8 protein-coding genes are annotated in these 13,390 nt (G+C 55.0%); 6 read left to right on the top strand and 2 right to left on the bottom strand.

The annotated features are described in order from the left end of the window. Positions 1–512: 512 nt before the first annotated feature. Together A3850_RS05540 and A3850_RS05535 are read right to left on the bottom strand one after the other, a co-directional pair. Complete coding sequence (locus A3850_RS05540; RefSeq protein WP_068214887.1) at positions 513–821, bottom strand: response regulator transcription factor; 309 nt, start codon at positions 819–821, stop codon at positions 513–515. 212 nt (positions 822–1,033) lie between these two features. Then, positions 1,034–1,783, bottom strand: coding sequence for a LytTR family DNA-binding domain-containing protein (locus A3850_RS05535; RefSeq protein ID WP_068214886.1), 750 nt, complete (start codon positions 1,781–1,783; stop codon positions 1,034–1,036). A 197-nt stretch (positions 1,784–1,980) separates the two neighbouring features. Here A3850_RS05535 and A3850_RS05530 point away from each other — a divergent pair, with 197 nt between their 5' ends. The 6 genes from A3850_RS05530 to A3850_RS05505 all read left to right on the top strand — a co-directional run bounded on the left by A3850_RS05530 (position 1,981) and on the right by A3850_RS05505 (position 12,939). After that, positions 1,981–2,709: a hypothetical protein gene (locus tag A3850_RS05530; RefSeq protein ID WP_068214885.1), complete on the top strand. Its 729-nt coding sequence runs from the start codon at positions 1,981–1,983 to the stop codon at positions 2,707–2,709. A gap of 95 nt (positions 2,710–2,804) precedes the next feature. Beyond that, the gene (locus A3850_RS05525; RefSeq protein ID WP_157500915.1) at positions 2,805–5,780 is read left to right on the top strand and encodes a T9SS type A sorting domain-containing protein; all 2,976 of its coding nucleotides are present in this window, start codon (positions 2,805–2,807) and stop codon (positions 5,778–5,780) included. A gap of 229 nt (positions 5,781–6,009) precedes the next feature. Next, a complete protein-coding gene (locus A3850_RS05520) occupies positions 6,010–6,384 on the top strand; it encodes a hypothetical protein (RefSeq protein ID WP_068214883.1) in 375 nt (124 codons plus the stop codon). 269 nt (positions 6,385–6,653) lie between these two features. Next, positions 6,654–7,802, top strand: a complete 1,149-nt coding sequence (locus A3850_RS05515) for a hypothetical protein (protein WP_157500913.1) — start codon at positions 6,654–6,656, stop codon at positions 7,800–7,802. Next, entirely contained in the window at positions 7,792–10,863 is a 3,072-nt protein-coding gene (locus A3850_RS05510; RefSeq protein WP_068214881.1) for a histidine kinase, read from the top strand. Before A3850_RS05515 ends, A3850_RS05510 begins: the two co-directional genes overlap by 11 nt. Before the next feature lie 345 nt (positions 10,864–11,208). Then, positions 11,209–12,939 (top strand): beta-L-arabinofuranosidase domain-containing protein, encoded by a 1,731-nt coding sequence (locus A3850_RS05505; RefSeq protein ID WP_197493993.1) that lies wholly within the window; start codon positions 11,209–11,211, stop codon positions 12,937–12,939. Positions 12,940–13,390 lie beyond the last annotated feature (451 nt).

The raw sequence follows: 13,390 nt of genomic DNA, 5'->3' as shown, positions 1-13,390 counted from the left end.
GTGTTGGCACAAAGGTATAATGCGCAACCAATTTCTGTAACCCCATTGTTATGGGGATGGGGTTCTGCCGGTCTATTCCAACCCTAAATTTTTGCTTTCGGGCGCTGGCGCAGGTGCGGTGTTGAAGGGCGAGAAACAAAATGTCATACGTGCTTTAAACGTGCCTTCGCTGAGCTGATCGAGTTTCCCCAAATTACGCGTGAAACCTCGATTTGATGCATCCGAGACCGATCTGCCCCACATCTTTGGTCGCTAAGACCCGCCTTAAACGGAATTTGCCCGTTTAACCCCCGTCCGTCCCGCCTGGCTGCTGGGCTTTTCGTTTAGTTGGAGTATTCAGCTGATTGGTTGTCCCCCCGGTTTTCTTGCCTATTTTATAGCACCTGCGGCAGCGCCGTGGACTTCAATTTTTATTGTTCCTAATTTGAGTACAATTCGGGCGCTGCCGCGGGTGCGGAGTAAATGGGTAAACGGCGAAGGGTTGAATACAAGATCTGCCGGTGCCGGAGCGCTCAGACCAGATCAAAACACTGGGCCCACCAGAGGGCTTCGATGAGGGTCGTGATCTCCAATTGGCGCCAGATATTGTTGCGGTGGGTGCGGACGGTGTGAACGGAACGGAAGAGTTGGCGGGCGATCTCATCGTTGGTGGCGCCCCGGGCGATGAGGGTGAGTATCTCCCGTTCTCGGGGGGATAGCCGGTTGAAACGGTCGCGGTTCCGGGCCGCAAAATCAGTTTGGCGGCGCAGGCGGGCGAGCGCCATGGGGCTGACGTCCTGGTTCCAGAAACAAGCAAATTGGGGGGAGGTGTTGGTAAACATGCCACGGGGAATTGCAGCCAGCAAAGGGCATACCACCGCCGCCCGGGCCGCGCTACCGCAAGCACCCGCTACGCCGTGGCCGCGCCACTACCAGCCTGGTTTTGAATGAATTACGCTGGTAAAACTAGGCGCAGTGGCCTACGCTACCGGGCGTATCTCACCGGGGGCCGGTTTCGTGACGGCTAGGGGTGATTTGGTGACATCTAAGCGGATTAGAGACCGTCGAGCAAGGCGCGGACTTCTTTCGCTTTCTGGGCCGAAAGGATGACTTCGTCGCCATTTTCCATAATCAGGTGGGGACCCGTGACGAGCGCCCGGACGCGACGTAGGTTGACGAGGTGAGACTTATGCACGAGGGTGAAGTGGGGGTAATCCGCAAACTGCCGCTCGTAACTTTTCAGGCGCGCCGTCTTGTGCAATTTGCGGCCGTCAGCGCAGTGGACGGTCACTAAACCATCGGCGGTGCTGAGCCGAATAATGTCTTCGACGGGGACGAAAAAGATGCCATCGCTATTCGAGATCGTCAGCCGGGAAGGGAGCTGGCTCCCGCGAAAATTGCGGAGGGCAACGGCCAGGTCTTCGAGCCTGTCGGCGGCGGAACGTTGGGCAAAACGGCGCTGGGCCTTACGTAGGGCATCGCGTAAATCCTCGGAATTCAGTGGTTTATCCAGATAGTCAAGCGCCTCAAATTTGAGGGCCAGGCGCCCGTAGTGGTGGTGGCCGGAAATGAATACGATAAGGTAGCGGCCGGCATTGATTTGTTCCAGCAAATCGAAACCGGTACCATCGGGCAATTCGATATCGAGAAATAATAAATCTGGTTCGTGGGTGTTGACGGCTTCCACCCCCGCAGCTACGCTGGTGGCGGTAGCGACGATCTCCACCTCAGCGTTGATGAGGGCAAGCATGCGGCTGAGGACGCGGTGCATACGGGGGTCGTCGTCGATGGCTACGGCGCGCATGGTAGGGTGGGGTTTGTACGGGAAAGATAGGGAACGCTCCGCTCAAGTTATTTAATTCTATTACCGATTTAATAGCCTGATTAAGTGATAAGGAACGAGGAGTCAGGGGGACGGAAGGGCGGGAATACGCTACTCAACGTATTGCCGGCGCGGTAGTCTACGGCCAACTTTGCCGTAACGGAACACACACTGTCATTATGTTTATTTCTATCTCCCTTCGTAATCTCACCTTTACCGCCCTGTGTCTGGCGTTCGTATTGGCTGGCTCAGTTGAGGCGGACGCCCAGACGCAACGGCGGCGGTTGGCCATCGACGCCGGCTACGCGGTCCAACAAGTGGCTACGCTGAGTGACCCGGACGGCATTCTGGATGCCGAATCGTACGAACTGGCCGAGGAGGTACTCCCGCTCACGCTGGGCCTGAACTACCGCTTTACGCGACGGATGTCCATTTACGGTGAGTATACCCAATCACCCTATTATTTCAGTATCACGGGCAAGCCGAATGAAGACCGCCAATTTTCGGCCATCACCGTAGGGTGGATGCCCCTGAGCGGTTTTTTCGAGTTTGGCCTTGGCTACTCCCGTTTTACCCGGGAAGACACCCGAACCGGAGCCAGCGAACGGACGGAACTCTTCACTGAAACCCTGCACGGGGCGAATTTGCGGCTCCGGTTCGACGTCAAATTATTGGAAGGGGTAAGCATTTACGCCGGTGCCCAGGCGTACGCCATGCTCCCGGGTGACGACGTGACTGAACTGGACGCGATGGGCAACGCCAACGTTGGGGTGCAACTCTACCTGCTGGGGAAACAGAAGAACTACGCCACCAGAAAGGAAAAGCGGGAACTCCGCAAACTGCGGCGGGAGCGTGATTTGGAAGAGTTGCGTCGAATGCGGGAGGGAGAGGAAGAGGAAGGTGGGTAACTGCTCCACTTCATTCATTTAATCACCTAATAATTAATCGTTTTCTCCGTGCGGCGCCGCTGGGTCCGTACGGCAATAGCTCAATACATCTAATCATGAACAAACTATTACCAATATTAATGCTTGTCGTCATCCAAACTGGCTGGCTTACCGGTCAGGATATCCTTTCCAATTTGGACCAGGGTTGGAACGGCAGCACCGTCATTCAACAACTCCACGAAATGGACGGCCGGCTAATCGGCACGGCCCTGGTTCCGGGCGCCGGCGGTGCTTACTACCAGGAAATTGACCCCGCCACGGGCTCTCGCGGAAACCTCACGGAGCCGCTCGATCGGTTCTCTTTTCTCCGTTCCGGTTTTGATCTGAACAACAGCAGAATCCTCGAGCGCGGTGGGCGGCGCTTTGCGTTGCTCAATAAGTTATCGGAAGGAGAACTTTTGATCGCGGAAAATGGTGGCTTCCGGTCCCTTTTCGAAACGGAGACGGGCTACAAACTCCTGGCGATTGACGAGCTTGAGGGCGACGTCGCGGTCGTTACCTACAACGAGCACTTACAGTTAATGCGCTTGGTGCGAGTCAGTACGGACACGAATGGTGCGGCTCCTAGCAGGCTGACTGAGGTTGACGTAACCTATCGCGGCGGAGCATTTTTACCGTCGGCGGAGATTGCTACGGGAGAGGCTGGCTTATTTGTCAGCTTCAAATCAGCTTTCGATAGAAGTAGGGTCGGTTATTATTCCTTTGCTACGAATACGTACCGGGAGATTCTCGGAGGAACCACGCAAATACCTTTTGAGAATAATTTCTCGTACAAGGAACTGGAAGATGACCAGCGCCGCCTAGTCTACCACGATGGCGCGGCTTACATTATAGGAGGCGAAGGTTTTCCCCAACCGATCCAAGCGTACCGCATCTTGGAAAGCAACCTACAGAGAACGCCCATCCCGCTAGCTGTGAATCTCTCTGACGATATATTCCTCGATTACGTAAGTTTTTTCCGAGATAGTGAAGAACTTTACGTTAGTGCTACTCGCCGAGGGTTCGACGTACGTGATCCTTCCGCAAATAGTGGCCGCATCGCTCGCATTAGTGGAGCGACCCTAGAGAATATTCATTCGGGAGATTACACGGAGTTTATTCCCACGATTCCCGTAGTGAGGAACGATACGATTGTCTACGCGGCGATGGACGAAACCGGGGTGGTAACTGTTTACGCCTACGCGAATGGCATCACCACGGAAGTCGCTAGCGTAACGGGTCCGTTAACCAACAACTACGATTTATTCGTAAACGAGGATGCCTTTTGGTTGGCCTCGAACAACGAGCGGCAAGGGCTTCCCGGTGCCACTTTCACCAAGATCGATTTGCGGGCTGGTACGGCCGTCACGTCCGAAGCCCTGCCCATTAGTACGCGCCGCCTGCAACTCTTTCGTAACAGCTACGCCGTGGTGGATGGCGTTGTATATTACCTCAAGGCTGGAACCAGTGAGATAGGCCGTTGGGATCCGGCAGCTACAGGTGATATAGCATCGATCAATTTGCAGGGAGCGCAGATTGACCCCCAATTGTACCTTCCCATCCTTGCTGATAACAACGATGATAGCGACTTCCTCGCCGGCAGCTTTTTGGGGCGGCTATTCACCGCAGCCAAGACATCCGGTGGCAACACGGGGCTGATATCACCCGAGGGGTTCGCGGGCGACTTCTTTTCAGTGTTGGGCCCTATCGGAGATACCTATTTGGTCAATAGAGGTACCAACGACATTATTTATATAGACGATGCGAATCCGGGCGAGTTGAAAATTCTCCAGCAAGTCGTCAACGAAGAGGGGCAGACCATCACCCTGGAGCCCGGCAGATTCGCCACTCAGTACGAACTTTCGGAAGGACGGTATTTTGTCAGTGATTTCGATGATCAATTGGGGTACGGCGGTTCTTGGGTCCTGACCGTTGAGAATGGAGTTTTCAGGGCTTTCCGCCATGGTTGTGTACCAAGTTGCTCCCAGTTACCCACTCCGGAAGGTCGGTTTGAACTAACCTCACGTGATGAGAACGGTACGATTACCTACACCGTCATCGCGCCCGATGGTACCAAAACGGTATTGTCGAACGGGCAAACGGATGGCCTGCGGCTGATTGGTACCACGCCCACGGAATACTACTTCGTTACGCCGCAGCAGGATATGGAAGTGTACGACCGGGCATCCGGCGAGCGCCAATCTTTCGCGCCCTTACGGAATAACTTATTCATCGACCAACTTAGGGGCTCCGAGACCGTGGGTAATGATTTGTACGTAGTGGGAAGTGCCGAAGATGATGAAGTGGGTTCCATTTACCTGGTTGACCCCGGAACCTCTCAGCTCACTTTCGTAGCAGAACTACCCGCTACGCTGATCGACCGGGTAGAGGATCTGGAATCTACCGACGGGCAACTCATCGTGGTCGGGGAGCGGGCGGGCGCCCTTTCACTTTATACGCTGCGCACAACGGATAATGCTGATTTGGAACCGGTGAGCGTACCGCTGGGCGGTCTGGTCCTCTCCAATACTACCATACCGGCCTACGCCAGTCTCGGCGATCAGTTTGTGTACACCGGCGACTGGCCGGACGGGACCAATTTGTACCGCATCGTTGGAACCGAAGAACCCCAGCTTTTAGCGAACCTGCCACAAATCGGAACGGGTGGCAAAGCCTACAATCTAAGTGCGGACGGCGAAGACCTCTACTTCATGGCCCACGCGGCCGACGATGGCTTTTTTGAAGTTTGGCGTTTACCGATGGGGCTAAGCGTTAGTATTAATTCAGAAATTGAGCTGGGTGGGGCGCCACCGGTCATCTATCCCAACCCCGCCAGCACCACCGATCTCCTTACCGTACAGGCTCCGGAGAACCACCGCATCAACCGCGTAGAAGTCTTCGCCACCGATGGTCGTCGTTTGTTGGACCGGGCTGCTAATGGGCAAACTGCCGTACGCCTCTCATTAGCCACGCTGCCGGCGGCGCAGTACTGGGTGCGGACTACTTATGCGTCGGGGCGGTTTGCGTTGAGTGGGGTGGTGCGCGCTCAATAGGGCAACCCTAATTTGGACCTATCAATATCTATTCTCGTGCGCAATTTGCTCATTTAGCAAAATTTCACTTGGATAAAGCAGATGAAGTTTGTATGTTTATTCACCATTGTCGCTACCGTCGTTACTCCTATTTCCCGTCGACGGTAGCGATTATTTTCACACACTGTTAGGCGTTTTGAAGTAGTCAGGAGGATCAAATCATATTACGTCTAGGTTGAAATTAAAAATCATGGCAGTTGTTTTTAGAAATATTGAGAATGTGGAGTTCACTTTTTACGATAATATCACTCTAAAATACCGTAAAATTGCCTTTCGGGGTGACCCGGATATCCATTTGCCAGACATCATTTATGCTGGGCAAAACGGCATGAAAGAACCTAAACGGGGGTATGTCAAAATACACATAGAAAATCAATTTGTTTATTGGGGGCTAGCGGTAACCTTCAACAATAATGCTTTTTTCGTATTATACTGCCCGCCGGGATTTTACGACAAGGATCAAGGAGAAGCAAGCGAGCCCATCATAATTGATACGCTGCCATTTCTCAAAAGTGAGCTTAAAAAATCCACAAACTGTAATGAGAATGGAGGATTATGCCTTTAAAAAAATTTAAAGAAATCATAGTTACACCCTTCACTGCGTTCGCCTCTGCCGTGAACCCGGAACATTTGCAGTGCAATATACTCAAGCCGCACGGGCGAAACTATACGAGATATTATTTTCGGAAATTTAAGGATGACATAGATACTGACCTGGTTAAAAATTTTCTACACAAGTTAGCAACTGATTACATATCCGGTTTTAATCACCAATTATTGTTAACGCGAGACTATCGACGGCAGCTGAAAGGCGGCCTTGGCACCCCAACCTGTATGACTGATACTATCGTATCAATAGCATTCAGCGGACATTTCTACAGGGACTTCAACCTAGGTGATGACCTTACGCCGAATGACCGAATGTTTCGTCGGGGCTTAACTAAGTCCGAAAACTATTTACCTTATACTATTAGAGGCGGGAATCCTAAATTTCATTTCGTTCTGAGTGTAGCTACTGATAAATGGAGAAATTGTGATAAAGTGAATCGTCTACTGAATGGCCACAATAATTTTTTTGACGACTCCCAAGCAGCAACAAACTCAGTGGGCTTTAGCCCTAACCACAAAAAATCTAATCCACTTCCTAAACCATTCGGATACCGAGATGGACTAACGGAAGATCGAGGCATTGAGGAAAACGCAGCCGTAACACTCGTTGAGGAAACTAGGAAAACCACTCCGAAGTCAAAAGGGCGTACGAGGACATTCCCGGCGGGGACTTTCATGTATTACCAAAACATTCAACTGAATCCCGACAAGTTTAAAAAGTTGATCAATCAAATTGTGGTCGAAATCATTGATAACGATGCTGAAGACAAAACAAAGGAGACAAAAAGAGCCAAAAGTTTGGCTAAAGCATTAATCATGGGGCGCTTCCCAGAAGGTGTCCCCATTATCGCAGCTGATAACGATTGTCACGCTTCAGAATTGGCCAAAATGCCCTTTGGTTATACTTACGATAGCGCCGCTTCCATCTGTCCGTTTCAGGCACACATTCGCAAAGCTAATCCTCGACCCGAAGGCAGTGACCCTCGGACGACCAGGAACGCGCCCATAGTTCGGCGAAGTAACTACTATGGAAAACTTAATCTAGATAATAAGAATCCACCAGAAGTACAGGGAATTCACTTCGTCAGTTTTCAAAACAGTATTGATGTTAATTTACGTTCAATCATGCTTCGTATGAAAGAACCTGGGTCTTTTGATCCGATTACCTACGGTGACGATTCACCGAGCTTTAATTTCAAAATTCCAAATCGTTATCTGAGTGAAAAGAAAGATGAAGGGCATGATGTTACAGTTAATATTTCTAAAACTGACCAACTAGTCACCTACAAAAACGGTGAGTTCTTCTACGTACCTTCAAAATTTGCCTTATGTGCGTACATCAAAAACCTTAAGGCGCAAAAAGATGAAGGGTAGCCAAGCGGTAATAGCACTGTTCCTACACTTCATTTTATCCCAGGCCCTACCCGCCCAGGCCCTCTACCCCCAGACCCTCACCACCCAACAAAACCTCTCCTCCAACCAGTACAACTGGTTTGTGTACCACGATAGCTACGGTTTCGTCTGGGTATCCTCCATCGCCGGGCTCAACCGGTTTGATGGGTACCGCAACAAGGTGTACCACGCGGACCGCAACGATCCCCACGCTCTTCCCAACGAGGTGGGCGCCCAGAGCCAAATTCAGGAAGACGCCAACGGCGATCTCTGGTTCGCCAGCAGCACCTCGCTTACCCGGTACAACCGGGCGACGGACAACTTCACCACCTTCCGCCACACCGACGCGCGGGGGGATACCATCAATACCCACTACCCCTGGGCGCGGGTTACGCCCGACGGTAAGGGGCTCTACACCACCGCCGGAGACCAACTGTACTACCATGATATTGGCGACTGGTCCTCCGCCCGCCACGTCGCCGCGGTGCCGGCCGCCAACTACGATCCCCTGCTCTTCCCACCCGGCGCGCCACCGGGTACCTTTTCGCTGGTCATCCTCCGGCCAGGCGGGAACGAACTCGCACTGCACGACTTTGTGGACTTCCAGCTCGTCGGCACCCCCCGCACCGTCGCGGCACCCCAGCCGATTGGCTTCACTTCCGTAGCCGTCGGCCCCACTAACGATGTGTGGATCTCCGGCAGGGCGGGCGTCTTCCGCTTCAACTGGCCGGAAGGAACCTGGACGGTCGTCCCGGAACTCAGTGGCAAGGCGGGTTTACAGTTCAACAGCGTCAGCATTACCCCCTCGGGTGAGGTCCTGGCCGGCACGGCAAATGCGGGCGTCTTCGCCATCGATCCCAATTCACTGGGGGCGGTCGCCTTACGTCAGGTAAGCACCTCCGACGGTAGCGCAGAGGTCATTCGCACCGACCTCACCCACGGCTACGTCGGGCGGGACGGTACATACTGGATCAGTACGGAAAACGAGGGCCTGCGCTTCTTCAATTTGCGGGAGCCGAAGTTCAGCGTGAGTGACCCTCAACCCTTCACCGCGGGATCCAACATCCTGGATTTAGCCGTCGCCCGCAACGGGGATGTCTACGCCCTTTCGGATAGCGTCGTGTACCACCTCACGCCTACGGACACCACGGTTTTGGAACTACCCATGTCCGCCATCTCCTTCCGCCGTACGCGGTCCATTACCGTGGACCGCGACCAAAACGTCTGGGTAGCCACCTACGGCGGGCTACTGTACAAACCCGCCGGGGGAGATTTCCGCGCCATCCCGCCGCTTCCACCACCCCGGTCTGGCTACGCCTACCTGATGTACAGTGGAGTGTACGAGAACGGGAACGAGGGGCTCATCGTCCCCCTCTACGATCGCGGGGCCTACAGCCTGGCTAACGCAGACGCAACGCCCGTCCCTTGGGGCGGTGGCCTGGCGAGCATCCAGAACCTCAGCCTGAGTGGTAGCGGCCACGCCTTGGTCAATACGAATTCGGACACCTCCTACGTCATCCGCACCACGGGCGACGATTATACCGTACTGGCCACCTTCCCGGACGTCGGACTCGTCACCGAAACCAAGTACGACCCCGCGCGGCGCTGCTACTGGCTGTCCACTTTCACTGGCTTGTTCCGGATTGATGGGGCTTCGGACGGCGAGTGGTCCATCACCCAATTGCGGCCGGATTCGTTGCGGGGCATCAGCGCCTTTGAGCTGGTGGATGACGCCATTTGGTGCGCTACTACCCGCGACGTGCGTCGGGTGGCCCTTCCTTCCGGCCGCGTTACCGTATATACTCAGTCCGACGGCATTCAGCGGGGGGAGCACAATTTTGGGGCCAGCGCTACCCTGCCGGACGGGCAGCTGATCTTCGGTGGGGCCGACGGCATTACCGCGATCGATCCAACGGTGAAGTCTGCCCTCGCGCCCGCTCGCGCGCTGGTGGCGGAGTTCCTGGCTAATGGTACCGTTGTTCCCCCGCCGGCGGATCGCCTGAGCCTGCCCCACGATAGCAACAAGGTGGAGTTACTGCTTTTTACCGGGGAGTACAGCGACCGCTCCCAAGCGCAGTTTCGGTACAGCTTTACCACTGACGAGCCGCCATCCTACGGTCCACCCAGCAACCGGCCGTCGGTCCTGCTGGAGCAGTTGCAGCCAGCTACCTATTACCTCTCCGTCCTGGCTAGTAATGCCGACGGGGCGTGGTCGCGGGAGCCCTACGAGTTCGAGATCACCATCCGCCCCCCCTGGTACGCCACCTGGTGGGCCTATACCCTCTACCTGGCCACCGCCCTCGGCCTCATCGGCGCCTTCCTCTACTACCGCTACCGGCAACTTCGCCGCGTGGAAATAGCCCAACTCGACCGGGCACGGGCGGAACAAGTGGCCGCGGAAACCGAAACGAGTGTCCTGCGGCTGCAGATGAACCCTCATTTTATTTTTAATTCATTGAATTCCATCGACGATTACATCCTCGACCGGGAGCCGCTCGTCGCCCACGACTACCTGGTCCTGTTTGCCGACCTGATGCGCGACATCCTCACCCGTTCCACCCAGGCGTTCACGCGGCTCGACGAGGAATTGGAGCTCCTTACCCGCTACGTTGCCGCCGAGCGCCGCCGGTTGGGGGAGGGCCTCCGCCTGGCCATCAATATCGCCACCGAGGTGGACGAGGTCAGCACCTACCTGCCCACCATGATCCTGCAACCCTTCGTCGAAAACGCCATTTGGCACGGCATCGGCCACCGCGCGGGCGGCGGGGTCGTCACGCTCCGCTTTTATCACCAATCCGGCCGCCTCGTCGCCGAAGTTCAGGATGACGGGCGCGGCCGCGGGAATGCCGGGCGAGTGGGCAAGCAACACGGTTCGAAAGCCCTCGACATCACGACCCGCCGGCTAGCCCTACTGGCGGCGTCATTACCGGAGGACACCCTCGGTAAAGCGACCATCCGCTACGAAGTAGAGGACCTGAAAAACAAAGATGGCCACCCTACGGGGACGTTGGTACGCCTCTGGCTACCCCTGGTGAATGGGTAATATTTAATCTTAGTCGTTACCCTTTTAATTTGGTTGATAATACCAAATTATTATAAAGAGCACTCCCGTTTAAAGGGACTTCATTAAACAGTAACGTTGATTTTTTTCATTAAGCATTATCCCGTTTTATTCCCAATTGCATAGCACCTGCGGCAGCGCCACGCATTAAGTCCCGCACTCAGTCGGGGCGCCTAATGTGACATTGATGCGTATAATTATTTGGATATTTAATTAAAATTATTCGGTTCAGGTAAGGTGTAAGTGAGAATCGATCGCACTACATATATTAAGTTGAGAGACAGTAATTGATTGGCTTCCCAGCATCGATAACCGTATCTTATGCAGATGAAAGCACCGTATTTGATATTGCTCCTTGTCTTTTTAGGTGGTATGGTGACCGCCCAGCCCGCCCCAACAACGGCTGGGGAACTGCTACTCGACCACCGCATCCAACTCAGTGTGGACCGGCTGACGGACCTGGACCGCCAACCCGCCTTTTCGCGTGACTTTCTGCTGGCTGACGTCCGGCTGAAGCCCGAGGACCCGCGGCGGTTTTATAACTTCAGTGGTGACCTTTCGGGGCGGTACCTGGAGGTGATGTCGCTCGTACCGGAGCAGCAGCGGGGTACCGTGGATCTGCGGGAATTAGTCACCGGAATCATCGCCGAGCAAAAGGCCGACGGGCGCTTCGGGGACGCCAGCCTGAGTTTTACCGACGGCGAGATCGGTGGCGAACACATGGCCCTGCTGTGGGGAAATGGCCGCCTGCTCGTCGGGCTGATGACCTACTACGAGGCCCACGGCGACGAACGCGCGCTGGCCGCCGCCCGCCGCCTGGGTGACTTCTTCATCTCGACCGCCGCGGCCTGCCGCCAACCCGCCGTGGTGGAGCAACTGAAGAGCTTTGGGGCGAAGGGCATCATCTGCTTTACCCAGTACATCGAGGGGCTGGCCATGCTGGCGAAGGTGAGTGACGACGATAAATACCGCCGGGCCGCGGAGGCGAATTACGACGTCCTCCCACCCCGGGGCAAACAGCACAGCCACGGCTACCTGAGTACGCTACGGGGCGTACTGTTGCTGCACGAATTGACCGGGGAACGGGGGCAATTGGACTACGTCCGGGGCCTCTTCAACGACCTGCTCGCCAGCGACGACCACACCCGCTACGGAGCCGTTTTTGAGTACTTCGGCGGCAAGGAAGACGCCAGTGATGCGGGGAACGCCGGCGAACGCGACGAGGGATGCTCCTCCGCCGACTTCGTCCGGTTGGCCCTCCACCTCTACCAGCTGACGGGCGAAGCCACCTACCGCGCCGCCGGGTTGGACGCCATCCACAACGCCCTGCTTTACAACCAGTACGCCAGTGGCGATTTCGGCCACCACTACTTCGACGACGGCGTGCTGCGGGCGAGTAACCCCCGCCGCTCGTGGTGGTGCTGCACCATGCACGGCCTGCGGGCACTGATCGCGCTGAAGGAGGATTTTTCCCTCAGTAAAGAAGGCCAGACGCACACGCTGGAACACCTCATGCCCCAACGGTTGACGGGTGCGGGCTACGCTTTTCAAGTCGAACTGGTAAAGACGGATATGGAACGGGCTACCTACGTGCTAACCGTTTCCGAATGGCCGGCGGATAAGTTACTCCGGGTACGCCAACCCACTTGGGGAACGGACTGGTCCGGTTTGGATATTGGCCAGCCGGAGATCGGACGTGCCTACCTTATTCAAGGCAAACCGGGCGTACACCTTTACGATAAAAGCGACGAGCTGATGATGACCTATCCAGCCACACCGCGGGCGGGCTACCTCCGTTACGGGCCTTACGTACTGGGAATCAATCAGGGAAGTTTCGTGGCGGAACCGGATTGGTCCAACCAGATTGATTTGACGACGTTGCGCGCCACGCCCTCCGTCCCCTTTGGGCTGACGGCGGACTTCCGCCACGGTGGGTACCCCGGTATTCATTCGGTGAACCTGGTGCCGATGGCCAACCAGTTAGAAAAGGGCCACCCGTACATGCGTTTGGTGACGGGGTATACTACGGAGGTGGTGCCGGTTAGTCCGGATCGGTAGGTGGGGGTGAGGAGTCGGCGGTGAATACCTTGAGTTGTCCTAATATAGATTGACACAACGTTTTTAGTTTAGGGGTCGAATATCTCGAGTAGGGCTAATGGTTTACGACGGCCTAACTGCTGGTTTGCATCCGTTTATGAGATCAGGCGCTGGCGCAGGTTCAATAAAATGGATTAAGCGACCTCAGTATCCAAATGGATGACTTATGCCGGCTGAATTCACCTCGTGTTACGCAGGATGATAGATATGGAAAAAAGCGAGCTACGTTAACTTGGAAATCTTTCTCACGCTACCTAACCACCAATACTAGACAAAAGCACCCCCCAGAAAAAAGAAGTCCCCCCAGTTGAACGCCAGAAAACTGGCGGTGTATGATCACCTAAACGATAACCAAATCAGGATGACAAAGGAACTGACTGGGGTGGCGGCCGCCCGCCGAGCCTTCAATAAG

The organism is Lewinella sp. 4G2, from assembly GCF_001625015.1.
Classification (GTDB): domain Bacteria; phylum Bacteroidota; class Bacteroidia; order Chitinophagales; family Saprospiraceae; genus Neolewinella.
This window is presented reverse-complemented; position numbering and strand designations above follow the sequence as displayed.